Below are 25,424 nucleotides of genomic sequence, written 5' to 3'. Positions count from 1 at the left end.
GAGAATCTCCTCGTGCACACTTGAGCCTGTTCCACTCAAGTCAGCTGGAGGAATCAACCATGGCACGTGCGGTCGGCATCGACCTGGGCACGACTAACTCCGTCGTCAGCGTTCTGGAGGGCGGCGAGCCCACCGTCATCACCAACGCCGAGGGTGCCAGGACCACGCCGTCCGTCGTCGCCTTCGCGAAGAACGGTGAGGTGCTCGTCGGCGAGGTCGCCAAGCGCCAGGCGGTCACGAACGTTGACCGGACCATCCGCTCGGTGAAGCGCCACATGGGCACCGACTGGAAGATCCAGCTCGACGGCAAGGACTTCAACCCGCAGCAGATCTCCGCGTTCATCCTGCAGAAGCTGAAGCGGGACGCCGAGTCCTACCTGGGCGAGAAGGTGACCGACGCGGTCATCACCGTCCCGGCGTACTTCAACGACTCCGAGCGTCAGGCCACGAAGGAGGCCGGCGAGATCGCCGGTCTGAACGTCCTGCGCATCGTCAACGAGCCCACCGCGGCCGCCCTGGCCTACGGCCTCGACAAGGACGACCAGACGATCCTCGTCTTCGACCTCGGCGGCGGCACCTTCGACGTCTCGCTGCTGGAGATCGGCGACGGCGTCGTCGAGGTGAAGGCCACCAACGGTGACAACCACCTCGGTGGTGACGACTGGGACCAGCGCGTCGTCGACTACCTGGTCAAGCAGTTCCAGTCCGGCCACGGCGTGGACCTGTCCAAGGACAAGATGGCCCTGCAGCGTCTGCGCGAGGCTGCCGAGAAGGCCAAGATCGAGCTGTCCTCGTCCACCGAGACCTCGATCAACCTGCCCTACATCACGGCGTCCGCCGAGGGCCCGCTGCACCTGGACGAGAAGCTCACCCGGGCCCAGTTCCAGCAGCTGACGGCCGACCTGCTGGAGCGCTGCAAGACGCCGTTCCACAACGTCATCAAGGACGCCGGCATCAACCTCTCCGAGATCGACCACGTCGTTCTCGTGGGTGGCTCCACCCGTATGCCCGCCGTCGCCGAGCTCGTCAAGGAGCTGACCGGTGGCAACGAGGCCAACAAGGGTGTGAACCCCGACGAGGTCGTCGCCATCGGCGCCGCCCTCCAGGCCGGTGTCCTCAAGGGCGAGGTCAAGGACGTCCTGCTCCTCGACGTCACCCCGCTGTCCCTCGGTATCGAGACCAAGGGCGGCATCATGACCAAGCTGATCGAGCGCAACACCACGATCCCGACCAAGCGGTCCGAGATCTTCACGACGGCCGAGGACAACCAGCCGTCCGTGCAGATCCAGGTCTACCAGGGCGAGCGCGAGATCGCGGCGTACAACAAGAAGCTCGGCATGTTCGAGCTGACCGGTCTGCCGCCGGCGCCGCGTGGCGTCCCGCAGATCGAGGTCGCCTTCGACATCGACGCCAACGGGATCATGCACGTGACCGCCAAGGACCTGGGCACGGGCAAGGAGCAGAAGATGACCGTCACCGGCGGCTCCTCGCTGCCGAAGGACGAGGTCGACCGGATGCGCCAGGAGGCCGAGAAGTACGCGGAGGAGGACCACGCCCGCCGCGAGGCCGCCGAGACCCGCAACCAGGGCGAGCAGCTGGTCTACCAGACCGAGAAGTTCCTCAAGGACAACGAGGACAAGGTCCCCGGTGAGATCAAGACCGAGGTCGAGGCCGCGGTCGGCGAGCTGAAGGAAGCCCTCAAGGGCGAGGACACCGCCGAGATCCGCACCGCCACCGAGAAGGTCGCCGCCGTCTCCCAGAAGCTGGGCCAGGCCATGTACGCCGACGCCCAGGGCGCGCAGGCCGCGGGTGGCGCGTCCGCCGGTGCCGACGAGGCCAAGGCCGACGACGACGTCGTCGACGCCGAGATCGTCGACGACGAGCGCAAGGACGGTGCCGCGTGACGGAGGAGACCCCGGGCTTCGAGGAGAAGCCCGACGTCCCCTCCGGCGCCACCTCTGACGACGCCGAGCCGAAGGCCGCCCCCGAGGAGGGGGCGGCCCCGGCCGGGGACGCGACCGCAGACGCCGGTCTGGTCGCCCAGCTGGACCAGGTCCGCACGGCGCTGAACGAGCGCACGACGGACCTCCAGCGCCTCCAGGCCGAGTACCAGAACTACCGCCGCCGGGTCGAGCGCGACCGGATCGCGGTCAAGGAGATCGCCATCGCGAACCTCCTGACCGAGCTCCTGCCCGTGCTCGACGACATCGGCCGCGCGCGGGAACACGGCGAACTGGTGGGCGGCTTCAAGTCCGTCGCCGAGTCGACGGAGACCGTCGCGGCGAAGATGGGGCTGCAGCAGTTCGGCAAGGAGGGCGAGCCCTTCGACCCGACGATCCACGAGGCCCTGATGCACTCGTACGCGCCGGACGTCACCGAGACGACCTGCGTGGCGATCCTGCAGCCCGGGTACCGCATCGGCGAGCGCACCATCCGCCCCGCGCGGGTGGCCGTCGCCGAACCGCAGCCCGGCGCGCAGACCGTCAAGGGCGAGGGCGCCGAGGAGAACACCGCGGCGAGCGGCGACGACAAGGAGAACGGTGGCCCGGAGGAGGGCTGACGTAATCACCGACGACGCAGGAGAGGAGGGACGTCGAGGATGAGCACCAAGGACTTCATCGAGAAGGACTACTACAAGGTCCTCGGCGTCCCCAAGGACGCCACCGAGGCCGAGATCAAGAAGGCGTACCGGAAGCTCGCCCGCGAGTTCCACCCGGACGCCAACAAGGGCAACGCCAAGGCCGAGGAGCGGTTCAAGGAGATCTCCGAGGCGAACGACGTGCTCGGCGACCCCAAGAAGCGCAAGGAGTACGACGAGGCGCGCACCCTGTTCGGCAACGGCGGCTTCCGCCCGGGGCCGGGTGCCGGCGGCGGCTCCTTCAACTTCGACCTGGGTGACCTCTTCGGAGGCAACGCCCAGAGCGGCGGAGGCTTCGGCGGCGGCATCGGAGACGTCTTCGGGGGCCTGTTCAACCGGGGCGGCACGGGCACGACCCGTACCCAGCCGCGGCGCGGCCAGGACATCGACACCGAGGTCACCCTCAGCTTCACCGAGGCGATCGAGGGCGCGACGGTCCCGCTGCGAATGACGTCCCAGCAGCCCTGCAAGGCCTGCTCCGGCACCGGCGACAAGAACGGCACCCCGCGGGTGTGCCCGACCTGCGTCGGCACCGGGCAGGTCGCCCGGGGTTCGGGCGGTGGCTTCTCGCTCACCGACCCCTGCCCCGACTGCAAGGGCCGCGGCCTGATCGCCGAGCACCCCTGCCTGGAGTGCAAGGGCAGCGGGCGCGCCAAGTCGTCGCGCACGATGCAGGTCCGCATCCCGGCGGGCGTCACCGACGGGCAGCGCATCCGGCTGCGCGGCAAGGGAGCGCCCGGCGAGCGGGGCGGCCCGGCGGGCGACCTGTACGTCACCGTGCACGTCGGCGAGCACCCGGTGTTCGGGCGCAAGGACGACAACCTCACCGTCACCGTGCCGGTCACGTTCGCCGAGGCGGCTCTCGGCGGCGAGGTGCGGGTTCCCACCCTCGGCGGCCCCGCCGTCACCCTGAAGCTGCCGCCCGGCACTCCGAACGGCCGCACGATGCGGGCGCGGGGCAAGGGCGCGGTCCGCAAGGACGGCACCCGCGGCGACCTGCTGGTCACCGTCGAGGTGAGTGTTCCCCCGGACCTGTCGGGGAAGGCTCGTGACGCACTGGAGGCGTATCGCGAGGCGACCGCGGGCGAGGACCCGCGGGCGGAGCTGTTCGAGGCCGCGAAGGGAGCTTGAGAGTGATGGACGGCCGTCGGCGTAATCCGTATGAACTGACCGAGGAGACCCCGGTCTACGTCATCTCGGTGGCGGCCCAGCTCTCCGGACTCCACCCGCAGACGCTGCGCCAGTACGACCGCCTGGGGCTGGTCTCCCCGGACCGCACCGCGGGCCGGGGCCGCCGCTACTCGGCCCGCGACATCGAACTGCTCCGCCAGGTGCAGCAGTTGTCGCAGGACGAGGGCATCAACCTGGCCGGCATCAAGCGGATCATCGAGCTGGAGAACCAGGTCGCCGCGCTCCAGTCCCGCGTCGCGGAGATGGAGGCGGCCCTGGACGGCGCGGCGGCCGCGATGCGGCAGCGCGAGGCCGCCGTCCACGCCTCCTACCGCCGTGACCTGGTCCCGTACCAGGAGGTCCAGCAGACCAGCGCGCTGGTGGTGTGGCGGCCCAAGAGACAGCAGCAGTCGGACTGACGCGCACGGCACGACACGCACGACGAGAGGGGCCCGGACGTCCGGGCCCCTCTCGTCGTGCCGGGCGGCGGTCGCCGCTGTGGCCGGGTTCGTTCGGTCCTCTGCTCGAATCGGGAGAAGCGGTACGCGCGGCCCCGGATCGCGGCCCCGGGCGTACGGCCCGGGTTGTCCGGGTCTTTGCCCTCCCGTGAACTCCGCTTGGATGGAGGGTCCGTAAAGAGAGTTTGGAGGCGATTCCGCTGACCCTTCACAGGAGCAGCGGAGCGTGGTGTTGCGCACTCGTTAAGTGATTCCGCTTGACGCCGGTGGGCGGCTCCAAGTTGTCTTTTCAGACACCTGGGTCGTATAGCAGCGCCCACGTCCGGAACACACCTGAAGTGAGCCCTCGAATGCGTCGTATCGCCATATCCGTGGCTTCGTCCACGTTGATCCTCTCGGTCGCCGGCTGCGGCGTACTCGACGCGACGGGGGACGGCGCCAGCGCGAGCCCCACGAAGGGCGACGACGTGACCGTGGGTCTGCTCCTGCCGGAGAAGGCCAACACCCGCTACGACAAGTTCGACTACCCCATCATCAAGAACAAGGTGGCCGAACTCACCAAGAAGCACGGCAAGGTGGAGTACGCCAACGCCGACGCCAGCGCCACCCGCCAGGCCGACCAGCTCCAGCAGATGATCGACGACAAGGTCGACGTCATCCTGCTCGACGCCGTCGACTCGCACGCGGTCGTCGACGGTGTGAAGAAGGCCAAGGACGCGGGCATCCCGGTCATCGCCTACGACCGTCTCGCCGAGGGGCCGATCGACGCCTACATCTCCTTCGACAACGAGCTCGTCGGCGAGGTGCAGGCCCGTACCCTGCTGGCGGCGCTGGGGTCGGGCGTCGACACCTCCGACAAGATCGTCATGGTGAACGGCTCGCCCACCGACCCGAACGCCAAGCAGTTCAAGCAGGGCGCGCTGTCGGAGCTGAGCGGCAAGGTGACGATCGCGGACTCCTTCGACACGAAGGACTGGAAGCCGGAGATCGCCGAGGCCCGCATGGCCGAGGCGATCGCCAAGATCGGCAAGAACAACATCGCCGCCGTCTACGCCGCCAACGACGGCATGGCGGGCGGTGTCATCAAGGCCCTCAAGAGCGCCGGCGTCACCGACCTGCCCCCGATCACCGGCCAGGACGCGGAACTCGACGCGGTGCAGCGGGTGGTGGCCGGCGAGCAGTACATGAGCGTCTACAAGTCCTACCCGGACGAGGCCGAGGCCGCCGCGCAGATGGCCGTCACCAAGGTCCAGGGCAAGGACATCCAGTTCGACGCCCTCACCCAGGACAAGGTCGACAGCCCCACCGCCAAGGACATCCCGTCCAAGCTGGTCCAGGTGAGCGCGCTGACCCAGGACAACATCAAGGACACCGTCATCGCGGACGGCATCTACAGCGCCGGCGACATCTGCACCGCCAAGTACAAGGCGGCCTGCTCGGCGATCGGCCTGAAGTAACGCCCGGCCGCCCGGCGGCCGCACGACCTCGAGCCGTACGACCCCGTGTCGTACGGCTCGAAGCCGTGGGGCGGGCACCGGCCCCTGCGGCCCTCCCCGCATCGCACCACCCCCGTGGGAGCGATGCGGCGGCCCCGGCGGGGCGGGGGGTGCCCGGGCCGGGGCCGCTCCGGATGCCCGTGGCACCCGGGGGAAGCGGGAACAACGATGCACCGGTGATGTCCGGACCACCACCATCATCTTGTTGCAATGCGAGGTGCGGAGCCTGGACGAAACGTGGGCATAACGTCGGTTTACGGCGGCCCTCGTGGGGGGAGCCGTGTTGCGGACCCGGTCGACGCCGCGCATAGTTGCGCTGCGGAAGTGGCAGCGACCGGGGGTGGAATGGGCGATGGCCGGGCGCGGGGCGGAGGAGCATCCTCACGGTGCCGACCGGCTGTGCGGGGCCGGGGACCGGGTGTACTCGCGCGCCGTACGCCGGGGACGGGTGCGGCGCACGGACGCCGAACAGGTGCCCTGCCTGCTGGATCTGGCCCTGTTGCACCCGGATCCCGACGACATGGACTGGCTGGTGCCGACCTCCCCGCAGGAGGTCATGACCAGGCTGCTGCGCGGTGTCTACGACGAGGTCAGCGCCAGCCAGCGGCGGGTGGGCTCGGCGGTGGCCGCTTTCGAGTGGTACGCGGGCCTGGGACGGCAGCTGAACGCGCTGGCGGCGCCGGCCGAGGGCAGTGCCATCCGGGTGCTGGACGGGCTCTCCCGCATCCAGGCCGCGATGGACGAGGCGACCGAGGCGTGCACGACCGAGGTGCTCACCGTGCAGCCCGGCGGCATCCGGCGGGAGGCCGAGCTGACCGAGGGGCTGCACCGGGCGCTGGCCCTGCGCGGCCGGGGCGTGCGGATGCGCGACCTGTACACCCATGTGGCCCGGCACGGCCAGGGACTGCTCAACTACCTGGAGCTGATGGGTGACACGGTCGAGGCGCGCACCCTGGACGAGGTCATCGACCGGCTGATCCTCTTCGACCGGACCGTGGCCTTCATCCCGGCCAACACCGACCGCACGATGGCCCTGGAACTGCGTCATCCCGCCCTCGTGGAATACCTGGTGACGGTCTTCGAGCGGCTGTGGCGCCTCGCGATCCCGCTCACCGCGGCGCTGCCCGACACCGGCATCGAGGGCATCTCGCACCGCGAGCAGTCCATCGCCGCGCTGCTCGCCGAGGGGCACCAGGACGCGGTGATCGCCGAGCGGCTCGGTATCAGCGTGCGCACCTGCCGGGCCCACATCGCCCGTCTGTCGGAGACGCTCGGCGCGGCCAGCCGTACCCAACTCGGCGTCCGGATCGCCCAGGTGGGCCTGGACGGGCACCGCCCCGGGCGGGCGGCCGGCGCCTTCACCGCTCCTGATCGAGAATCCCCGACCGTCCGATGAGGTAGCCGAGCTGGGCGCGGCTCTCGCTGCCGAGGGCTGCGGCGAGCTTGGCGATGTGCAGCCGTGCGGTGCGGACGTTCATGCCGAGCCGCTCCGCGACGACCGCGTCGGTGTGGCCCTCCACGAGGAGTGCGGCGATGGCCCGCTGCCGGGGCGTGACGCCGCCCAGCGAGGGCGGCTGGACGGACTGCGGGTACATCGGGGTGGCCAGGTGCCACAGCCGGTCGAAGGCGGTGCCGAAGAAGCCCAGCAGGGCCGGGTGGCGCACCTCCAGGGCGAGCCGCTGGTCCTCGTCGGCCGGGAGGAACGCCACCGCGCGGTCGATGATGATATGCCGGTCCGGCAGCTCGTCGAGCGTGCGCGCCTCGGCCCGCCCGCGCAGCGTCTCGTAGCGGGCGCGGATGAGCGGCAGATGGCGCTGCGTGTGCTGGTAGAGGGTGCGCAGCCGGCCGCCCCGGTCGAGCAGCGCCTGGTCCCGCTCCAGGGACCGGGACTGGGCGATCCGCCCGCGCTCGTCGTGGTAGTGGGTGTTGGGCTGCACGCAGCACACCTCGCTGGTGGCCTCCGCCATGGCGTCGCCGATCGCGCGGTTGATGGCCTCGGTGCCGCTGAGCAGGCGCAGGGTGGGCGTGTCGGCGGGCGCGCCCCGCCCGCCGGTGTGCAGGAGGGGTTCGAAGAGCTTCAGCAGCCGGTCCTCGCGCCCCCGTTCCTCGGCGATCCGGGTGCGGGAGGTGCGCAGGAAACGGTTCAGTACGGCGGCGGGGGCGACGGGTTCCAGCCGGGCGAGGTCGTCGACGGCCGGGTGCAGCAGGCCGAGGCCGGTCAGGCAGGGCGCCTCGGCGGCCTCGGCGGCGGGCAGGTACCCGTCCCGCAGGGCACGCTCGTAGAGCTTCTCGCCGGCCGCGCACAGCTCCTCGACGCCGTGCTCGCGGTGGTTCACCGGGCCGTCTCCTCCTGCCGGTCGAGCATCCCGGACCGCCCGATGAGGTAGCCGAGCTGGGCGCGGCTCTCGCTGCCGAGGGTGGCGGCGAGCCGGGCGATGTGGACGCGGGCGGTACGGACGTTCATCCCCAGCCGTTCCGCGATGACCGTGTCCGTGTGGCCCTCGACGAGGAGCGCGGCGATGGACCGCTGGCGGGCGGTGACACCGCCCACGGACGGCCGCCGGACGGCCTGCGGGTACATGGGGGTGGCCAGCCGCCACAGCCGGTCGAAGATCGTCACGAAGTACGTGATCAGCGCGGGGTGCCGGGCCTCCAGGGCGAGGGTGCCGTCGGCGTTCGCCGGGAGGAAGGCGACCGCGCGGTCGATGACGATCAGCCGCTCGGTGACCTCGTCCAGGCTGCGCGCCTCGGTGTCCCCCGTGAGCTGCTCGTAGTAGGAGGCGACGGCCGGCATATGGCGCAGGGTGTGCTGGTACAGGGTGCGCATCCGGCCGCCGCGGTCCAGCAGGGCCTGGTCGCGCGGGACGGCGGTGCGCCGGGAGGCGTGGCCGCGCGCGGTGTTCAGCTCGTGGTGGGGCTGGACGCACAGCACTTCCCGGTGGGCCGCGCCCATGGCCTCCGTGATGGCCTCGTTGATCCGGGCCGTGCCGCTGAGCACCCGGAGCGTCGGGGTGTCCGCGGCGTCCTCGGTCCGCCGGCCGTCGATGCGCATGAGCGTTTCGAACGCCTCGGCCAGCAGGACCTCGCGGCGGCGCTCGTCGGCGATCCGGTCGGCCGACGCGCGCAGCAGCCGGTGCAGCACCACGGCCGGCGGGACGGGCTCCAGGCGCCGGGGGTCCTCCGCCGTGGGCCGCAGCAGCCCGAGGCCGAGCAGACAGGGCGCGTGCCCGGCCTCCGCGGTGCCCACGTGCCCCTCGCGCAGGGCGCGTTCGTAGACCGCGGTGCCCGCCACGCACAGGTCGTCGGCGTCGTGCTCGGTGTGGTGCGTCTCCGTGCCTCTCGCCCCCGGCCCGGCCATCGCGTCAGTGGTCCCGGTCGAGCATGCCGGACTGGGCGATGAGATAGCCGAGTTGGGCGCGGCTGCCGCTGCCGAGGGCCTGGGCGAGCTTGGCGATGTGGGCCCGGCAGGTGCGCACGTTCATGCCGAGACGGCGGGCGATGGCCTCGTCGACGTAGCCCTCGACGAGGAGCTTGGCGATGGAGTGCTGGATGTCGGTGATGCCGTCGGGCGCGGTCTCGTAGGGCGCTCCGGCGCTGAGCGGCACCGCCCGGTCCCACATGAACTCGAACACCTTGATCAGGTAGCGGACCAGGCCGGGGTGGCGCAGTTCGAGGGCCACCTGGCGGTCGTCCTGGATGGGGATGAACGCGACGGTCTCGTCGCAGACGATGAGCCGGTCCACGAGTTCGTCGATGGTGCGGTACTCCACCTTGCCGTTGGCGAAGTGGTCGACGTAGGCCAGCCGGTCGGGGCTGTAGCGGGCCGTGTGCTGGTAGAGCGTCCGGATCCGCACCCCGCGCTCGATCAGCGGTTTGTCGCGTTCGAGCCCCTCGATGAGCCGCTGTTCGGGGCGGCGCCGGCCGCTGGGCTGCACGGTGAGCATCTCGGTCCGGCAGTGGGCCGTGGCCAGGTCGAGCGCCGCGTTGATCCGGTCGAGTCCCTCCAGGACCGTGATGGAGTGGGTCGGCGTGCTCTCCTGGGCGGTGCTGAGGGCCATGAATGGCTCGAAGACTTCGGCCAGGGCGACGGACAGCCGCCGCCGTTCGGTGATCTCCTGCTCCAGGGGGTGGAGGCGCTGTGCGAGGACCAGGGTCGGGGGAACCGGGCGCAGCCAGTCGGCGTCGTCCGGATCGGGGTGAAGGAGGGCGAACTCCATCAGGCAAGGGGCGGTCTCGACATCGGCTCGGGCGATACGTCCGGTGCGCAGCGCCGTCGCATAGAGGCGGTTTCCTTCCTCACACAAGTCGGTAACCGCGTGGGGATGTGTCGCCTTAGTCCCATTTGTTGCCAAATCTCCACCCCCCAGGGTCCTGAACATGCAGGAACATGATGCACCGATCGTGTGGTCATGACGTGCCCGAATGAGCCATCGTCTTACTCGACGGGGGAAGAGGGGACCTTCAAGTGAGGACGAAGCCGACTATGCGTAAGAGAATGCTTCGCTCGGTGCTTGTCGCCGCCTTCTCCGCCGTTGCGGCCTTCGGAACGTTGGCCGGCCTCTCCGGCGTGCAGGGGGACGGTCACGGGGCGAGTGGTGCTCGGACAACGGGGACGGTCGCTGTCGGCGTCGAGACTCCGGTCAGCACGGATGACAGCGTCTGGGACTGACTATGACTACTCCACCCGACGACCGCTCCTTCCGGCGTGAAATGGCCACCGCCTACCGATCCGGTTGGCACTTCATCGACCTGGTCACCGCCATCCCCCACAGTGGTGACTCGCTGATGGTGCCCGTCTTCGGTGAGCCGGTCGTCGTCACACGCGACGAGGACGGCGACGTGCGGGCGTTTCGGTGCCTGCGCAAGCCGCGCGGTGCGCCCCAGCCGGTGCGCTGCGCGATCCGGTACGGAATGATCTTTGTGAACCTGGACCAGCGGGACCACCGGCTGACCGAGCCGGAGGACTCCGACCTGAGGACCATCTCGGCCACCCCCCGCAGTGCCTGACGCGATTCCCCCGTCGTAAAAGATCGCTCAGGCGCTTCCCCCCGCAGCGGCGTCACCGTGACCTGAACACGGTGACGCCGCTGCAGTTTTGCGGGGACATTTCACGCTATCGGCGGGTCTCCACCCTGGCTGAAATCAGCCGTACGACGGCTGGGGCCGGCCCCAGCCGCGGCCGGACGCGCGTGCACTCCCGTCACCCGTGCCCCAGTGCCCTCTCCACCGCGATCTCGATCACGACCCGCGCCGGGTTCGGCGACGGCACCCGCTCGTACCGTTCGGCGTACCGCCGCTCCGCCTCCGCCACCCGCTCCCGCTCGGTGTGCACGTGCGCGCGTCCCTCCAGCGTCGCCCAGCGCCGGCCGTCCACCTGGCACACCGCCACCCGGGCGCCCTCCGCCCCGGCCGCCAGCACGTGCGCGACCTTGGCGCTCGACCCGTTGGCGATCACCCGGGCCAGCCCCGCCCCCGGGTCGTAGGTCACCCCGACCGGCACCACGTGCGGGCTGCCGTCGCGCCGGAGCGTGGTGAGTGTGCACAGATGCCGTTCGCGCCAGAAGGCGAGGTACGGCTCGTCCGGGGCAGTCGGATCTACGGAGTGGGTCGTCATGCCCGAAAGCTAACCCCACCGCACCTTGAGTGGAATCGACTCAACTTTGTGTACGCTGATGTAGTCAGCAGTGGAGAGAGGCCGAGGAGGAGTACGGACACGTGGACGCCGAGCTGACCAACAGGAGCCGGGACGCGATCAACGCCGCGAGCAACCGCGCCGTGGCCGAGGGACACCCGGACCTCACCCCCGCCCACCTGCTGCTGGCCCTGCTCCAGGGGCAGGACAACGAGAACATCACCGACCTGCTGGCCGCCGTCGACGCGGACCAGGCCGCCGTACGCTCCGGCACGGAGCGGATCCTGGCCGGGCTGCCCAGCGTCACCGGTTCCACGGTCGCGCCGCCGCAGCCCAACCGCGACCTGCTGGCCGTGATCGCCGACGCCGGCGAGCGCGCGAAGGACCTCGGTGACGACTACCTGTCCACGGAACACCTGCTGATCGGCATCGCCGCGAAGGGCGGCGCGGCCGGCGAGATGCTCGAAGGGCAGGGCGCAGATGCGAAGAAGCTGCTGGAGGCCTTCCGGAAGGCCAGGGGAGGACGCCGCGTGACCACCGCCGATCCCGAGGGCCAGTACAAGGCCCTGGAGAAGTTCGGCACCGACTTCACCGCCGCCGCGCGCGAGGGCCGGCTGGATCCGGTCATCGGCCGGGACCAGGAGATCCGCCGGGTGGTGCAGGTGCTGAGCCGCCGCACGAAGAACAACCCCGTGCTCATCGGCGAGCCGGGCGTCGGCAAGACCGCCGTCGTCGAGGGGCTCGCCCAGCGGATCGTGAAGGGTGACGTGCCCGAGTCGCTGAAGGACAAGCGGCTGGTCGCGCTGGACCTCGGCGCGATGGTGGCCGGCGCCAAGTACCGCGGCGAGTTCGAGGAGCGGCTGAAGGCCGTCCTCGCCGAGATCAAGGACTCCGACGGCCAGATCATCACCTTCATCGACGAGCTGCACACGGTGGTCGGCGCCGGCGCCGGCGGGGACTCGGCCATGGACGCGGGCAACATGCTCAAGCCCATGCTGGCCCGCGGTGAGCTGCGCATGGTCGGCGCGACCACGCTGGACGAGTACCGGGAGCGGATCGAGAAGGACCCGGCGCTGGAGCGCCGCTTCCAGCAGGTGCTGGTCGCCGAGCCGACCGTCGAGGACACCATCGCGATCCTGCGCGGCCTCAAGGGCCGGTACGAGGCCCACCACAAGGTGCAGATCGCGGACAGCGCGCTGGTCGCCGCGGCCACCCTCTCGGACCGCTACATCACCTCCCGCTTCCTGCCGGACAAGGCCATCGACCTGGTGGACGAGTCCGCCTCCCGGCTGCGCATGGAGATCGACTCGTCCCCCGTCGAGATCGACGAACTCCAGCGCGCCGTCGACCGGTTGAAGATGGAGGAGCTGGCGATCGGCAAGGAGACCGACCCGGCCTCCCGCGAACGCCTGGAGAAGCTGCGCCGCGACCTCGCCGACAAGGAGGAGGAGCTGCGCGGCCTGACCGCCCGCTGGGAGAAGGAGAAGCAGTCCCTCAACCGGGTCGGTGAGCTGAAGGAGAGGCTGGACGACCTGCGCGGCCAGGCCGAACGCGCCCAGCGCGACGGCGACTTCGACACCGCGGCCAAGCTGCTCTACGGCGAGATCCCGGAGCTGGAGAAGGAGCTGGAGGCCGCCTCGGAGGCCGAGGAGGAGGCCGCCAAGGACACCATGGTCAAGGACGAGGTCGGCTCCGACGACATCGCCGACGTCGTCGCCGCCTGGACCGGCATCCCGGCCGGCCGCCTGCTGGAGGGCGAGACGCAGAAGCTGCTGCGCATGGAGGACGAGCTGGGCAAGCGGCTCATCGGCCAGAGCGAGGCCGTGCGCGCCGTCAGCGACGCCGTACGGCGCTCCCGGGCCGGCATCGCCGACCCCGACCGGCCCACCGGCTCCTTCCTCTTCCTCGGCCCGACCGGTGTCGGCAAGACCGAACTCGCCAAGGCGCTCGCGGACTTCCTCTTCGACGACGAGCGGGCCATGGTCCGCATCGACATGTCGGAGTACGGCGAGAAGCACAGCGTGGCCCGGCTCGTCGGCGCGCCCCCCGGGTACGTCGGCTACGAGGAGGGCGGCCAGCTCACCGAGGCCGTCCGCCGCCGCCCGTACAGCGTGGTGCTGCTGGACGAGGTGGAGAAGGCCCACCCCGAGGTCTTCGACGTCCTGCTCCAGGTGCTGGACGACGGCCGCCTGACGGACGGTCAGGGCCGCACGGTCGACTTCCGGAACACCATCCTGGTGCTCACCTCCAACCTGGGCAGCCAGTTCCTGGTCGACCCGCTCACCGGCGAGGCCGAGAAGAAGGAGCAGGTGCTGGAGGTGGTCCGGACCTCCTTCAAGCCGGAGTTCCTCAACCGGCTCGACGACCTGGTGGTCTTCTCGGCGCTGACCAAGCCCGAGCTGGAGCGCATCGCCGCCCTCCAGCTCGACCGGCTCGGCCGGCGGCTGGCCGAGCGCCGGCTCAGCCTGGACATCACCCCCGAGGCGCTGGCCTGGCTCGCGGAGGAGGGCCTGGACCCGGCGTACGGCGCCCGGCCGCTGCGCCGCCTCGTCCAGACCGCCATCGGCGACCGGCTCGCCAAGGAGATCCTCTCCGGCGAGATCAAGGACGGCGACACGGTCCGCGTGGACCGCTTCGGCGACGGCCTGCTGGTCGGCCCGGACACCGGGAAGACCCTGTAGCCGGGGGTACGCGGACGCGGGGCGCCCCGGTGCGCGTGCGTCCCGTGTAAGCCCTGGGCTGACACGGGGCGGCCGGGGCTTGCCACCCCCCTCCCCGCATGGGGGAGGATGACGGAATCCGCATGAAGGGAAAAACACGGTGAGCATCGACCCGTCCTCGATTCCGAACTTCGGGGGCCAGCCAGAGCCGCAGCCCCAAGGGCCGGCGGGCCCCGTCGTCCCGGATCAGGACCTCGTGAAGCAGCTCCTCGACCAGATGGAGCTGAAGTACGTCGTGGACGAGGAGGGCGACCTCGCGGCTCCGTGGGAGCAGTTCCGCACGTACTTCATGTTCCGTGGAGAGGCCGAGCAGGCGGTCTTCTCGGTGCGGACCTTCTACGACCGCCCCCACAAGATCGACGAGAAGCCCCAGCTGCTGGAGTCCGTCGACGACTGGAACCGCCGCACCCTGTGGCCCAAGGTCTACACCCACACCCACGACGACGGCACGGTCCGGCTGATCGGCGAGGCCCAGATGCTGATCGGCACGGGCGTCGACATCAACCACTTCGTCTCGTCCACGGTCAGCTGGGTGCGGGCCGCCATCGAGTTCGACAAGTGGCTCGTCGAGCAGCTCGGCATCGAGCAGGAGGTCGACGAGGCAGAAGAGCAGCAGGACGACGGAGAGTAGCTCCGCCGGACGTCACAGAGGCGCGCGCCCGAACACGACCAGGTACGCGCCGTAGACGTAGCCGAGCCCGGCCAGGGCCGCGACCACCACGGTCGCGTGCCAGGGCCGGGCTCTCGCCGTCCGTACCAGCGCCCGGGCGAGCGGCAGCAGCAGCGGGAACGCCGGCAGCAGGAACCGCGGCTTGGACTCGAAGAACCCCGAGCCGCCGATCACGACGAGCAGCAGCACCCCGCTGTACACCGACAGGGGCAGCGGCACCCGCTCCAGCAGCACGAGCGCGTACAGCACCACCGCGACGGCCACGAGGACCAGCGTCACCGGGAAGGCGAACTTGGTGGCGTGCAGCAGCGCGCGGCGCACCATGTCCAGCGAGCCCTCACCGAGGTCGAACCTCGACCCCCAGCGCCGCTGCACCTCGAAATAGCCGCCCAGCGGGTCCCCGGTGCGCCCGCCGACCCAGAGGACGTACGCCGTCCAGCCCAGCGGGGCGAGCGCCGCGCCCGTCCACAGCCTGGGGGAAACCCGGCCGCGGCGCCGCCACACCGCGGCGCCGGCCGCGGCCAGCACGGCGGCGGCGACCGCGAACCCGTTCGGCCGGGCGAGGCCCGCGCAGGCCGCCAGCGTGCCCGCCCAGACCCAGTTGCCGGCCAGCACCGCGTACAGCGACCAGGCCGCGAACGCGGTCAGCACCGGCTCGGTGTACGCCATCGACAGCACCACCGAGTGCGGCAGCAGCCCCCACAGCAGCACCAGCACGGTGCCGACGGCCCGGCCGTACAGCCGGGCGCCGACGGCGTAGATCCCGGCGGCGGCCACCGCGGCCGCCGTCCACGACACGAGCAGTCCCGCGCCGATCCCGCCGAGCGGGGTCAGCGCGGTCACCGCCCGCACCAGCGCCGGGTACAGCGGGAAGAACGCCAGGTCGCTGACGACCGTGGCGCGCAGGTGCAGCAGGCGGCCGTAGCCGTGCACGGCGATCCCCAGGTACCAGACCGAGTCCCAGGACCGGCCGAGCAGCGTCAGGGGGTGTCGGCCGCCCGCCTGCCCGACGAGGGCGAGCACCAGGGTGCCGACGAGCCGCACCCCGAGGAACAGGCCCACCGCGACGGAGGCCGCCCTGCGGAAGGACGGCCCGCCGCGCCTCGGGGGCGGGGGCGCGGGTGCGACGACGGGCGGAGCGGCGGGCGGGGCGAGGACGGTGCTGGCGTGCGTCACACCACCGCACCTTGCAAGGGCCCGGCCGCCGATGCGAACACCCGGCGGCCGAGTGCGTCACCGGTTCACCTGTGTCGCGTACAGGACCCGCTCACATGGCCCGCAGTCGCCGTGCCGCCTCCCGCAGCACTTCCTCCCGCTTGCAGAAGGCGAACCGCACGAACGGCGCCCCCGCCTCCCGGTCGTCGTAGAAGACGGCGTTGGGGATCGCGACCACGCCCGCGCGCTCGGGCAGGGCCCGGCAGAAGGCGAAGCCGTCCTTCTCGCCGAGGGGGCGGATGTCGGTGGTGACGAAGTAGGTGCCGGCCGGCCTGAAGACCTCGAAGCCCGCCGCCGTCAGCCCCTCGGCGAGGATGTCCCGGCGTTCCCGCATGGACCGGCGGAAGTCCTCGAAGTAGGAGTCGGGCAGCGCCAGGGCCTCGGCGACCGCGTACTGGAAGGGCCCCGAGGAGACGTAGGTCAGGAACTGCTTCGCCGAGCGCACCGCCGTGACCAGCTCCGGAGCCGCCGTCACCCAGCCGACCTTCCAGCCGGTGAAGGAGAAGGTCTTGCCGGCCGAGCCGATGCTCACGGTGCGCTCGCGCATCCCGGGGAACGTGGCGAGCGGCAGGTGCCCGGCGTCGTCGAAGACCAGGTGCTCGTACACCTCGTCGGTCACCACGAGCAGGTCGCGCTCCACCGCCAGCTCGGCGATCGCGGCCAGCTCCTCGCGGGTGAGGACCGTACCGGTCGGGTTGTGCGGGGTGTTGATCAGCAGCAGCCGGGTGCGGCCGGTGACCGCCGCGCGCAGCTCGTCCAGGTCCAGGCGGAAACCGCCGTCGTGCGGCCGCAGGGTGACCGGCACCCGCGTGCCGCCCGCCATCGCGATGCTCGCCGCGTAGGAGTCGTAGTACGGCTCCAGTGCCACGACCTCGTCGCCCGGTTCGAGCAGCGCCAGCAGCGAGGCCGCGATCGCCTCCGTGGCACCCGCCGTGACCAGCACCTCGGTGTCGGGGTCGTACGCCAGCCCGTAGCGGCGCAGCTGGTGCGCGGCGATCGCGGAGCGCAGCTCGGGGATGCCGGGACCCGGCGGGTACTGGTTGCCGCGCCCGTCGCGCAGCGCCCGCACGGCGGCCTCCCGGACCTCCTCGGGCCCGTCGGTGTCCGGGAAGCCCTGTCCCAGGTTGATCGACCCGGTGGCCACGGCGAGGGCCGACATCTCGGCGAAGATCGTCGTCCCGAACTCGGCGAGACGGCGGTTCAGGAAGGGACGCGCGGTGGAGGTCATGCCGGCCATCCTCCGCCCAAGCTCTGGAGTTCCTCAACTCTGCTTTGAGCCCTCGGGCGGCCGGGCATCCCCCGGTCACCGCGGCGGACACGGCAGCGGGCGAGGCGCCCACGGGGGGCCGCTTCGGGGGAACGGAAGGAGGGTGGCGCCATGGAGTTCGGCATCATCCTGGCGGTGGTCGCGGTGCTGGTCCTCGCGGCGGTGGCGGGCCGGTCCCGCCGGAACCGGCACGCCGGGGTCTCGCTCGGCAAGAGCGGCCGGGGCGGGCGGAACCGCTCGTCGTCGTCATCGTCGTCGCACGACAGCGGGAACAGCTGGTGGGCCTGGGGCGGCGCGACCGACTTCGGGTCGTCGTCGGGGGGCCACGGGGGGCACGGCGGCGGTCACCACTCCTGCGGTGGCGGCCACTCGTGCGGGGGCGGTTCGTCCTGCGGCGGCGGTTCGTCGTGCGGCGGGGGCGGATGCGGGGGAGGCAGCTGACACGGGGCAGCTGAGCTCACCGAGAGCCCGCCGGAGGAGGACGTCCGGCGGGCTCTCACCCGTTCGGGTGGCGCGCCCGGCGCACGCCGTTGTTGAACAGTTGAGCTGTGGAGCCCTCTGAGGGATGGAAACCGCACGAAGTTGGGTAAAAACGCTGTGGCGTCGCCTGTCTTCATGATTCCCTCTAACTCGCCAACGCAGCCCCTCGGACGTCCCATCAGACTCCCCCTCCCGGCCGGACCGGCTGGGCTGACATGGCCGATCTCCCCCTCATTGCGTGTTAGCGGAGCCGATCCATGCTCACGACCCTGAACACCTCCTACACCGATACGCGTGCCGCCGACCTCGCCTGGGCACTGGGACGCGAGCCGCTGCCTGCGCTGGCCACCCTCGACCTCGAACTCATGGGCGCGAGGATGCAGTTGCGGCTGCTCGGCGCGTCCCACCAGGTGCTCCTCGAGGAGGAGCGCGGCAACTGCTCGGAGACGGTCGCCTGCATCCCCGGCTCCAGCACCCCCCTCCCGCTGGGCGTCGCCAAACGGGTCGGCGACTGGGAGTACGAGTTCGCCGCGCGCGTCGAGGTGCTGACACCCGGCTCTTTCGCGGGCCGCGCCCAGGAGTTGCTGGCCCTCGTCGCCGACCACCCGCACGGCCTCGCCGGTGTCTTCCCCGGCAGCCCGCACGCGTTCACGGCGATGCTGGCCCAGCGGCACGACGGCCAGGTGCACTGGCGCACCTGGCACGCCTACCCGCAGGACGGGCAGTTGGTGGCGACGCGGACCCGGGTCGGGGCGCGGGTCACCGTGCCGCAGCAGGGCTGATCCGGACGAAGCCCCGCAGGGCGTGCCCGGCCGACATAAACACGGAATACGTCAACTGCCCCCAGTTCCACACGTGTGGGTGACGAAGCGTGCCGAGCGTGTGACGTAACGTCGCAGAGTGATCGATCCGCACGCCCCCGCGCCCCCGGGAGCCCCGCCGTCCTGGACCGGCCCCGCACGGCTGCCCGTCCGGCCCGGCACCGGGCGGTTCCTGGTCCTCGTGTGCGTCTTCGTCTGCGCGGCCTGCGGCCTGGTGTACGAGCTCGAACTCGTCGCGTTCGCCTCGTACTTGATGGGCGACTCGGTCACCCAGGCGTCCGTCGTGCTGTCCGTCATGGTGTTCGCGATGGGCATCGGCTCCCTCGGCGCCAAACGGCTGCGCTGGCACGCCGCCGCCGGATTCGGCGCGGTCGAGTCGGCCCTGGCGCTCGTCGGCGGTTGCAGCGCCATGGCGCTGTACGCCGTGTTCGCCTGGACCGGCGGCTGGGGCGGGGTGTGGGCGCAGGGCCCGCGCTGTCTCCTGGTCGCCTTCTCCCTCGCCATCGGCCTGCTCATCGGCGCCGAGGTCCCGCTGCTGATGGAGCTGATCCAGCGGATCCGCCGCCAGGACGCGGGCGGTGCGGTGGCCGACCTGTTCGCCGCCGACTACGTCGGCGCCCTCGTCGGCGGCCTCGCCTTCCCCTTCCTCCTGCTGCCCTTCCTCGGCCAGCTGACCGGCGCCCTGCTCACCGGCGCCGTCAACGTCGTCGCGGGCGGCGCCCTCGTCCTCGGCCTCTTCCGCCGCGACCTGACCCGGCGGGCCCGCTGGGCCCTGTTCCTCGTCGGCCTCGGTGTCCTCGGTGTCCTCGGCTCCGCCGCCGCTCTCGCCGACGACTTCGAACGGGCCGCCCGGCACGCCGTCTACGGCAACGACGTCCGGGTGGCCGTCCAGACCGGCGTGCAGGAGGTCGTCCTGGCCGGCGGCACCCACGGCAGGCCCCTCGACCTGTACCTCGACGGCCGCCTCCGCGTCGGCGGCCGCGACGAACGCCGCTACCACGAGGCCCTGGTCCACCCGGCCCTCTCCGCCGGCCCCGAGACGCGCGTACTCGTCCTCGGCGGCGGCGACGGACTGGCCGCCCGGGAGGTGCTGCGCCACCGCGGGGTGCGCCGCCTCGACATCGTCGAACTCGACCCCGGCCTGATCCGGCTGGCCCGCAGCGACCCCGGTCTGTCCGCCGCCAACCGCCACGCCTACGCCGACCCCCGCGTCCATGTGACCGTCGCGGACGCCCTCGGCTGGCTGCGCGGCACCCACGACCGGGCGTACGACGTCGTGATCGCCGATCTGCCCGATCCCGGCATCACCGCCAGCACCAAGCTGTACTCCCAGGAGTTCTACGGCCTGGCCCGCCGGGTGCTGGCCCCGCGGGGCCGCCTGGTGGTGCACGCCGGGCCCGTCACCGCCCGCCCCCGGGTCTTCTGGACGGTCGCCGCGACCCTCCGCGCGGCCGGCTTCACCACCAGCCCCTACCGGGTCCTCGGCCAGGACTCCGGATTCGCGGCCGGCCCCGACCGCTCCTCGGGAGCGTCCCGGGCCCCCCACGACTGGGGCTTCCTGCTCGCGGCCCCCGGCGGCTCGGCACCCGCGCTGCGCCTCGACCCGCGCGGCCCGCGGCCGTGGACCCTGACCCAGGACGGGCTGGCGGCCGACGCGCGCGCCGCGGGCCGCACCCGGACCGGTGGACTGCCGCCGTCCACCCTGGTGCATCCGCGCTACTGAGCGGCCGCGGCACCCGTCCTCCCGGTGCCGTCCCCGAGGGACTGCTGCGCCCAGACGGTCTTGCCGACCGGCAGGTACCGCGTGCCCCAGGCGTCGGCCAGCGTGGCGACGATGAACAGCCCGCGCCCGGTCTCGTCGCTGGCACGGGCGTGCCTGATGTGCGGAGCGGCCGAGGCGACGTCGGTGACCTCGCAGGTCAGCACGCCGTTCAGGATCAGCCGCAGTCGGAAGGGCGGAGCGCCGTAGCGCACCGCGTTGCCCACCAGTTCGCTGACGATCAGCTCCGTGACGGAGGAGGTCTCCCGGTCGATGCCCCACTCCCGCAGCCGCCGGCGCGCCGCCGCGCGGGCGAAGGGAGCGGCCTCGGCCCCCGCCGGCAGCGGGCAGGTGAAGACCTGCTCGGCGGGGAGCGCCGTCGTGCGGGCGAACAGCAGCAGCGCGTCCCCGGCCCGGTGGCTGTGGTCGACGGCGTAGGCCACGCTGTCGCACAGCTCGCTCAGCGGCCGGCCGGCACTGCCGTCGAACAGCGGGCGCAGTGGCGCGGACGGCGCGAGGGCCTCCCGCGCCAGCAGGCTGGTGCCGATCGCGAGGGTGCTGCCGGCGGGCAGGGGGACCGTGGTCGCCGGGAACGGGGCGTTGCCGGGCCCGGCGAGCAGCGGGCCCGCCGGGACGGGCACGGTGGCCGGGTCGCCGTCGGGCGGTACGACGAGCGGGTCCGACAGGCCCGCCCGTACGAAGGTGCAGGTGAGGTCGATCGGGTCGTACACGGCGATCAGGCAGCTCGCGGTCAGCGGCTCGCGGTGCAGCGGGTCGCCCGTGGGCAGCGCGGCACGTTCGTCGGCGAGCCGGGTGGCCGTGTCGTTCAGCCGGGCCATCAGCTCGTCCGGCGCCACGTCCAGCGCGGCCAGCGAGTGGATGACGGTCCGCAGCTGCCCCATCGTGGTGGCGGCGGCCATGCCCCGGCCCGCCACCTCGCCGACGATCAGCGCGGACCGGGCGCCCGCCAGGCCGATCACGTCGAACCACACGCCGCCGCCCTCGGGGGCGGGCAGATGCAGGTGCGCCAGCTCGACCGTGGACGGCACGGTCGGCCGCTGGGGCAGCAGCCTGCGCTGCACGGTCGCGGCGATGGTCCGCTCCCGGGCGTAGCGCCGGGCGTTGTCGATGCACAGGGCGGCGTGCCCGCACAGGTCGGCGGCGAGGGCGACGTCGTCCTGCTCGAAGGGGTCCTCGTCCTCGTGCCGGTAGAAGCTGACCACGCCGAACGCCTCGCCGCGCAGCTCCAGCGGGGCGACGATCAGCGAGTGGGCGGCGGAGTGCTTGATGGCGTCCGCCCGCGCCGGATCGGCCGTGAGCCACAGGCTGTCCTCCTCCACCGACACCAGCCGCGGCCGCAGGTCGCTCAGCACGCGCGAGAAGGGCGTGCCGTAGGGCAGGTGACGCACGTCCCCCAGCGGATAGGCCGACATCCGCCCGCTGAACGCGGCCCGCCGCAGCGGCACGTCGCGATCGACCGGGACCAGGGGCGGCGCCTCACCGCGCACCACGTCGTCGATCACCTCCACCACGGCGATGCCCGCGAACGCGGGCACCACGGCGTCGACGAACTCCTGGCAGGCGGCGATCACGTCCAGCCGCTCGCCCACCCGGCGGCGGACCTCGCCCAGCACCGACAGCCGCTGCAGCGCGCGTTCGCGCTCGGTCACGTCCACCGCGGAGACGACCAGGCCGAGGGTGTCCCCGCGGACGTTCTCCAGGCGCACGTAGGAGACGGAGTAGATGCCGCGTCCCCGGCCCGGTGTCGCGCGCGTCCCCCGTACGAGCCGGTTCAGCTCGGGCCGTCCGCTGTCGAGCACCCGGCGCGCCGCCGCCTCCTCGGCCTCGGGGGCGGCGATGCCGTACGCCTCGGTGAAGAGCCTGCCCCGCAGCCGGCCCACGGCGGTGTCGCGCAGAGCGCGCGTGGCCGTGTTCACGCGGACGATGCGCAGGTGTTCGTCGAGCACGTGCAGGCCCACCGGGGACTGGGTGAACATCGCCCGCAGGATCGCCACGTCCTCGCCGGAGGCGGCGTCCGCCGCCCTGCGCACGTCCCACACCAGCCGCTCGTCCGTGAGCAGCGGCCTGACCAGCACGGCGTGCGTCTCGTCGAGCCGGCTGCGGCCCACCGGTCCGCCCGTCGCGGCCCCCCGCACCAGCGCCGCGACGGACTGGCCGACGGTCTCCTCGGCCGACCAGCCGAACATCTCCTCGGCCGCGCGCTGCCACTCGAGCACCCGCCCGCCCTCGTCAAGACGCATGAGCATGTCGTCGCTGATCATGGCCGCACCACCTCCGACCCCATGCATGCCCCCGCCGTGTGCCGCCCGGACCCGTCGGCCCCCGGCTGCCGCCGATCGGCGCACCGCGGTGAGGACGGTGCGCCCGGTACGCGGGAGGGTACGTTCCGGCCACACCTGGGTAGGCTCAGCCGACATGGAGCACCAGGTCTTCGTCCCGGTACCGGCCGACCGGCTCAGAGCGGCCCTCGCCGACCCCGCGCGGGTGGCACGGGCGGTTCCCGGGCTCCAGCAGGACGCCGGGGCCGAACCCGTCGCCGGACGGCTGAAGGTGCGGGTCGGCGGACACTCCGTCACCTACCGCGGCGCGGTGCGCGTCAGCCGCCGCGAGGACGGCACGTACGCCGCCGAGGGCGAGGCCACCGAGGCCCGCGGCGCCGGCACCGTGAAACTCGCCCTCACCCTGCGCCTCACGGACACCGACGGCGGCACCACCGTCACCGTCGAGGGCACGGCCGACGCCGACGGGCGTATCGCCGAACTGCCCGCGGACGCGGTGGGTTCGGCGGTGACCCGGCTGCTGAACCGCTTCGTCGAAGCCCTCGCCGGCGCGGACCTGCCGCAGGCCCCGGAGGCGGAGGCGGCCGAGGGATCCCCGGAGGGGGAGGCGGAGCCGGAACCTCGGTCGCCGTCCGCGCAGGAGCCGCCCGCCCCGTCCGTCTTCGACACCGAAGTGCCCCCGCCCTCCCTCGATCCCGAAGCCACGGACGGCGAGGACGCGGCCGACCGTCTCGCCGAGGACTTCGCCGACACGGGCGAGCCGCCCGCCGAGGCCGCGCACGCGCGCCGGACGATGATCGGCCGCAGCGCCGAGGAGGTCGACCACGCGCCGCCGCGCGGGCGCTACGCCCCCGTGCCGGCCCCCCAGACCGTCGGCGGGAGCACGGTGCTGCGCTGGGCGGCACCGGCCGCCGCCGTGGCACTGGCCTCGGCGATCGTCGTCGGACGCGCCCTGCGCCGGCGTCGGTAGGGCCTAACCCATCCCGAACGAGTCGTGCACCGGCCGCACCTCGACGGCCACGACATGGAAGTCCAGGACGCGTTCGGTGATCTCGCGGGCCCGCTCCCCGCTCGCGCACTCGACGACGTAGTAGGCGGTCAGGTGCAGTTCCGCGGGGACGAGCGGCCCGTCGGCCACCGCGACCGGCCCGTCCGGCTGCCACCGCAGGGTGGCCGTGTCGGCCGGGTAGCCGAGTCCCGCGCCGTTCAGCATCTCGCCGGTGCCTGCCAGTTCGGCGTGGAGGGCGTCGTGCCGGCGGAACACCTCGGCACGCTGCTCGGCGGTCATCGCCGCCGTGGCCCCGGGGTCGGCGTACATCAGCACCAGATACTTCATGCCCCCACCCTGCCGCTCGCGCGCCGCCCGCGTCCGGCGGACGTCCTCTTGATCTCCCCAGTAGGGTCGGGACGTGAGCAACGACGACATCACGCTGACCGCGGGCGACGCGGAGGTGAGCGTGCTGCCGGGCAACGGCGGCCGCATCGGTGGGCTGCGGATCGGCGGCACGGAACTGCTGCGGCAGGGCGAGCGCTTCGGTTGCTTCCCGATGGTGCCGTGGTGCGGCCGGATCCGCGAGGGCCGCTTCCTGGACGGCGCCACCGTCCGCCGGCTGCCGCTCAACTCCCCGCCGCACGCCATCCACGGCACCGCCCGTGACGGTGCCTGGCGCACCGCGCGCGTGTCGCAGGACGAGGCGGTGATCACGTACGAGCTGGTCGACCCCTGGCCGCACCCCGGCCGCGTCACCCAGATCGTCACGCTCGCCGAGGACAGCCTGACGCTGACGATGTCCGTGGAGACGTACGACGACTCCTTCCCGGCCCAGATCGGCTGGCACCCGTGGTTCCACCGCAGCCTCGGCGGCGACGACGTCCGGCTGGACTTCGCGCCCGCCTGGCAGGAGGAGCGCGGCGCCGACCACCTGCCCACCGGCAACCGCATCGACGTCGAGCCCGGCCCCTGGGACGACTGCTTCGGCATGCCCGGCGGCGTCGACGTCACCCTCACCTGGCCCGGGCAGCTGGAGCTGAAGGTGACCAGCCGGGAGGAATGGGTGGTGGTCTACGACGAGCAGGCCGAGGCCGTGTGCGTGGAACCGCAGACCGGACCGCCCAACGGCCTCAACACCCACCCGCGGCTGGTCACCCCCCTGGAGCCGCTGGAGGCGACGACGACCTGGAGCTGGCGTCGGCTCTAAGCTGTTCGGCATGACGGACGTACGTGGCGCTCTGCTGCAGCAGATCAAGGACAAGGCCGTGGTGCACGGCAAGGTGACCCTGTCGTCGGGCAAGGAAGCCGACTACTACATCGACCTTCGCCGGATCACGCTGGACGGCGAGGCCGCGCCGCTGGTGGGTGAGGTCATGCTCGACCTCACCGCCGAGCTGGACTTCGAGGCCGTCGGTGGCCTCACTCTCGGTGCCGACCCGGTGGCCACGGCCATGCTGCACGCCTCCCACGCGCGCGGGAAGACGCTGGACGCCTTCGTGGTGCGCAAGGCAGGCAAGGCGCACGGCCTGCAGCGCCGGATCGAGGGCGCCGAGGTCAAGGGCCGCCGGGTGCTGGCGGTCGAGGACACCTCCACCACCGGCGGATCCGTGCTGACGGCCGTGGAGGCGCTGCGCGAGGCCGGCGCCGACGTAGTCGCCGTCGCCACGATCGTGGACCGGAACACGGGCGCGGCCGAGGCGATCGCCGAGCAGGCCGGAGTGCCGTACGTGTTCGCCTTCTCGAAGGATGAACTGGGTCTGGACTGACACGCCCCTTTGACCTGGACTTGTCGGGGGCATGGACCAGC

23 protein-coding genes are annotated in these 25,424 nt (G+C 72.2%); 15 read left to right on the top strand and 8 right to left on the bottom strand.

Going from position 1 to position 25,424, the window contains the following annotated elements; translation table 11 throughout:
• The first annotated feature begins 59 nt into the window (after positions 1–59).
• The 6 genes from dnaK (at position 60) to ACF08B_RS06990 (ending at position 7,158) form a co-directional block, all read left to right on the top strand.
• Entirely contained in the window at positions 60–1,904 is a 1,845-nt protein-coding gene (dnaK, locus tag ACF08B_RS07015; protein WP_073887634.1) for a molecular chaperone DnaK, read from the top strand.
• Positions 1,901–2,560: a nucleotide exchange factor GrpE gene (gene grpE / locus ACF08B_RS07010; RefSeq protein ID WP_392316430.1), complete on the top strand. Its 660-nt coding sequence runs from the start codon at positions 1,901–1,903 to the stop codon at positions 2,558–2,560. The genes dnaK and grpE overlap by 4 nt, the downstream gene beginning before the upstream one ends.
• Before the next feature lie 39 nt (positions 2,561–2,599).
• Positions 2,600–3,769, top strand: a complete 1,170-nt coding sequence (dnaJ, locus tag ACF08B_RS07005; RefSeq protein WP_093476089.1) for a molecular chaperone DnaJ — start codon at positions 2,600–2,602, stop codon at positions 3,767–3,769.
• A 5-nt stretch (positions 3,770–3,774) separates the two neighbouring features.
• Positions 3,775–4,227, top strand: coding sequence for a heat shock protein transcriptional repressor HspR (locus ACF08B_RS07000; RefSeq protein ID WP_351844589.1), 453 nt, complete (start codon positions 3,775–3,777; stop codon positions 4,225–4,227).
• A gap of 389 nt (positions 4,228–4,616) precedes the next feature.
• Positions 4,617–5,723, top strand: coding sequence for a sugar ABC transporter substrate-binding protein (locus tag ACF08B_RS06995; protein ID WP_392316429.1), 1,107 nt, complete (start codon positions 4,617–4,619; stop codon positions 5,721–5,723).
• A 391-nt stretch (positions 5,724–6,114) separates the two neighbouring features.
• Complete coding sequence (locus tag ACF08B_RS06990) at positions 6,115–7,158, top strand: LuxR C-terminal-related transcriptional regulator (RefSeq protein WP_392316428.1); 1,044 nt, start codon at positions 6,115–6,117, stop codon at positions 7,156–7,158.
• Here the strand turns inward: ACF08B_RS06990 and ACF08B_RS06985 are convergent.
• The 3 genes from ACF08B_RS06985 to ACF08B_RS06975 are packed head-to-tail and all read right to left on the bottom strand — an operon-like array spanning position 7,121 to position 10,141.
• Positions 7,121–8,098 (bottom strand): helix-turn-helix transcriptional regulator, encoded by a 978-nt coding sequence (locus ACF08B_RS06985; RefSeq protein ID WP_392316427.1) that lies wholly within the window; start codon positions 8,096–8,098, stop codon positions 7,121–7,123. The two genes, ACF08B_RS06990 and ACF08B_RS06985, sit on opposite strands and share 38 nt — an antisense overlap.
• Positions 8,095–9,120: a LuxR C-terminal-related transcriptional regulator gene (locus ACF08B_RS06980; RefSeq protein ID WP_392316426.1), complete on the bottom strand. Its 1,026-nt coding sequence runs from the start codon at positions 9,118–9,120 to the stop codon at positions 8,095–8,097. Before ACF08B_RS06980 ends, ACF08B_RS06985 begins: the two co-directional genes overlap by 4 nt.
• A gap of 4 nt (positions 9,121–9,124) precedes the next feature.
• Entirely contained in the window at positions 9,125–10,141 is a 1,017-nt protein-coding gene (locus tag ACF08B_RS06975; protein ID WP_392316425.1) for a helix-turn-helix transcriptional regulator, read from the bottom strand.
• Between the two features lie 292 nt (positions 10,142–10,433).
• Here ACF08B_RS06975 and ACF08B_RS06970 point away from each other — a divergent pair, with 292 nt between their 5' ends.
• The gene (locus ACF08B_RS06970; protein ID WP_073887645.1) at positions 10,434–10,769 is read left to right on the top strand and encodes a hypothetical protein; all 336 of its coding nucleotides are present in this window, start codon (positions 10,434–10,436) and stop codon (positions 10,767–10,769) included.
• 193 nt (positions 10,770–10,962) lie between these two features.
• On the opposite strand, the gene ACF08B_RS06965 is transcribed toward ACF08B_RS06970, so the two are convergent.
• Positions 10,963–11,376, bottom strand: coding sequence for a pyridoxamine 5'-phosphate oxidase family protein (locus tag ACF08B_RS06965; RefSeq protein WP_093696985.1), 414 nt, complete (start codon positions 11,374–11,376; stop codon positions 10,963–10,965).
• A 101-nt stretch (positions 11,377–11,477) separates the two neighbouring features.
• On the opposite strand from ACF08B_RS06965, the gene clpB reads away from it, so the two are divergent.
• Entirely contained in the window at positions 11,478–14,075 is a 2,598-nt protein-coding gene (clpB, locus tag ACF08B_RS06960; RefSeq protein ID WP_392316424.1) for an ATP-dependent chaperone ClpB, read from the top strand.
• 139 nt (positions 14,076–14,214) lie between these two features.
• A complete protein-coding gene (locus tag ACF08B_RS06955; protein WP_093476076.1) occupies positions 14,215–14,745 on the top strand; it encodes a YbjN domain-containing protein in 531 nt (176 codons plus the stop codon).
• Between the two features lie 12 nt (positions 14,746–14,757).
• Here the strand turns inward: ACF08B_RS06955 and ACF08B_RS06950 are convergent, their stop codons facing one another.
• Both ACF08B_RS06950 and ACF08B_RS06945 read right to left on the bottom strand, forming a co-directional pair.
• Complete coding sequence (locus tag ACF08B_RS06950; RefSeq protein ID WP_392316423.1) at positions 14,758–15,960, bottom strand: hypothetical protein; 1,203 nt, start codon at positions 15,958–15,960, stop codon at positions 14,758–14,760.
• 91 nt (positions 15,961–16,051) lie between these two features.
• Positions 16,052–17,236, bottom strand: a complete 1,185-nt coding sequence (locus ACF08B_RS06945; RefSeq protein ID WP_093476075.1) for a pyridoxal phosphate-dependent aminotransferase — start codon at positions 17,234–17,236, stop codon at positions 16,052–16,054.
• Between the two features lie 141 nt (positions 17,237–17,377).
• Between ACF08B_RS06945 and ACF08B_RS06940 the strand changes: the two genes are divergently transcribed.
• From ACF08B_RS06940 to ACF08B_RS06930, 3 genes are all read left to right on the top strand, one after another.
• Positions 17,378–17,707, top strand: a complete 330-nt coding sequence (locus tag ACF08B_RS06940) for a hypothetical protein (protein ID WP_392316422.1) — start codon at positions 17,378–17,380, stop codon at positions 17,705–17,707.
• 296 nt (positions 17,708–18,003) lie between these two features.
• Entirely contained in the window at positions 18,004–18,528 is a 525-nt protein-coding gene (locus ACF08B_RS06935) for a DUF2617 family protein (protein ID WP_392316421.1), read from the top strand.
• A 118-nt stretch (positions 18,529–18,646) separates the two neighbouring features.
• Positions 18,647–20,290 (top strand): polyamine aminopropyltransferase, encoded by a 1,644-nt coding sequence (locus tag ACF08B_RS06930; RefSeq protein ID WP_392316420.1) that lies wholly within the window; start codon positions 18,647–18,649, stop codon positions 20,288–20,290.
• Here the strand turns inward: ACF08B_RS06930 and ACF08B_RS06925 are convergent.
• Positions 20,284–22,608 (bottom strand): SpoIIE family protein phosphatase, encoded by a 2,325-nt coding sequence (locus tag ACF08B_RS06925; protein ID WP_392316419.1) that lies wholly within the window; start codon positions 22,606–22,608, stop codon positions 20,284–20,286. The two genes, ACF08B_RS06930 and ACF08B_RS06925, sit on opposite strands and share 7 nt — an antisense overlap.
• A 154-nt stretch (positions 22,609–22,762) precedes the next feature.
• Between ACF08B_RS06925 and ACF08B_RS06920 the strand changes: the two genes are divergently transcribed.
• A complete protein-coding gene (locus ACF08B_RS06920) occupies positions 22,763–23,596 on the top strand; it encodes an SRPBCC domain-containing protein (protein ID WP_392316418.1) in 834 nt (277 codons plus the stop codon).
• Positions 23,597–23,599: 3 nt separating this feature from the next.
• Here ACF08B_RS06920 and ACF08B_RS06915 read toward each other — a convergent pair whose 3' ends face one another.
• On the bottom strand, positions 23,600–23,962 hold the full coding sequence (locus tag ACF08B_RS06915; protein WP_392316417.1) for a YciI family protein: 363 nt from the start codon (positions 23,960–23,962) through the stop codon (positions 23,600–23,602).
• 73 nt (positions 23,963–24,035) lie between these two features.
• Between ACF08B_RS06915 and ACF08B_RS06910 the strand changes: the two genes are divergently transcribed.
• Complete coding sequence (locus tag ACF08B_RS06910) at positions 24,036–24,824, top strand: aldose 1-epimerase (protein WP_392316416.1); 789 nt, start codon at positions 24,036–24,038, stop codon at positions 24,822–24,824.
• 10 nt (positions 24,825–24,834) lie between these two features.
• Positions 24,835–25,383: an orotate phosphoribosyltransferase gene (pyrE, locus tag ACF08B_RS06905; protein ID WP_093476063.1), complete on the top strand. Its 549-nt coding sequence runs from the start codon at positions 24,835–24,837 to the stop codon at positions 25,381–25,383.
• Positions 25,384–25,424: the final 41 nt, after the last annotated feature.

The organism is Streptomyces sp. NPDC015139, assembly GCF_043079785.1.
Taxonomy (GTDB): domain Bacteria; phylum Actinomycetota; class Actinomycetes; order Streptomycetales; family Streptomycetaceae; genus Streptomyces; species Streptomyces albidocamelliae.
The sequence above is the reverse complement of the archived record's forward strand: the minus strand, read 5'-3'. Positions and strand labels throughout refer to the sequence as shown.

What these genes read in the sequence shown, in the direction of transcription:
- dnaK (WP_073887634.1), top strand. Translation starts at nt 60, where the DNA reads ATGGCACGTGCGGTCGGCATCGACCTGGGCACGACTAACTCCGTCGTC.
- dnaJ (WP_093476089.1), top strand. Translation starts at nt 2,600, where the DNA reads ATGAGCACCAAGGACTTCATCGAGAAGGACTACTACAAGGTCCTCGGC.
- ACF08B_RS07000 (WP_351844589.1), top strand. Translation starts at nt 3,775, where the DNA reads ATGGACGGCCGTCGGCGTAATCCGTATGAACTGACCGAGGAGACCCCG.
- ACF08B_RS06995 (WP_392316429.1), top strand. Translation starts at nt 4,617, where the DNA reads ATGCGTCGTATCGCCATATCCGTGGCTTCGTCCACGTTGATCCTCTCG.
- ACF08B_RS06990 (WP_392316428.1), top strand. Translation starts at nt 6,115, where the DNA reads ATGGCCGGGCGCGGGGCGGAGGAGCATCCTCACGGTGCCGACCGGCTG.
- ACF08B_RS06980 (WP_392316426.1), bottom strand. Translation starts at nt 9,120, where the DNA reads ATGGCCGGGCCGGGGGCGAGAGGCACGGAGACGCACCACACCGAGCAC.
- ACF08B_RS06975 (WP_392316425.1), bottom strand. Translation starts at nt 10,141, where the DNA reads ATGTTCAGGACCCTGGGGGGTGGAGATTTGGCAACAAATGGGACTAAG.
- ACF08B_RS06970 (WP_073887645.1), top strand. Translation starts at nt 10,434, where the DNA reads ATGACTACTCCACCCGACGACCGCTCCTTCCGGCGTGAAATGGCCACC.
- ACF08B_RS06965 (WP_093696985.1), bottom strand. Translation starts at nt 11,376, where the DNA reads ATGACGACCCACTCCGTAGATCCGACTGCCCCGGACGAGCCGTACCTC.
- ACF08B_RS06945 (WP_093476075.1), bottom strand. Translation starts at nt 17,236, where the DNA reads ATGGCCGGCATGACCTCCACCGCGCGTCCCTTCCTGAACCGCCGTCTC.
- ACF08B_RS06940 (WP_392316422.1), top strand. Translation starts at nt 17,378, where the DNA reads ATGGAGTTCGGCATCATCCTGGCGGTGGTCGCGGTGCTGGTCCTCGCG.
- ACF08B_RS06935 (WP_392316421.1), top strand. Translation starts at nt 18,004, where the DNA reads ATGCTCACGACCCTGAACACCTCCTACACCGATACGCGTGCCGCCGAC.
- ACF08B_RS06925 (WP_392316419.1), bottom strand. Translation starts at nt 22,608, where the DNA reads ATGATCAGCGACGACATGCTCATGCGTCTTGACGAGGGCGGGCGGGTG.
- ACF08B_RS06920 (WP_392316418.1), top strand. Translation starts at nt 22,763, where the DNA reads ATGGAGCACCAGGTCTTCGTCCCGGTACCGGCCGACCGGCTCAGAGCG.
- ACF08B_RS06915 (WP_392316417.1), bottom strand. Translation starts at nt 23,962, where the DNA reads ATGAAGTATCTGGTGCTGATGTACGCCGACCCCGGGGCCACGGCGGCG.
- pyrE (WP_093476063.1), top strand. Translation starts at nt 24,835, where the DNA reads ATGACGGACGTACGTGGCGCTCTGCTGCAGCAGATCAAGGACAAGGCC.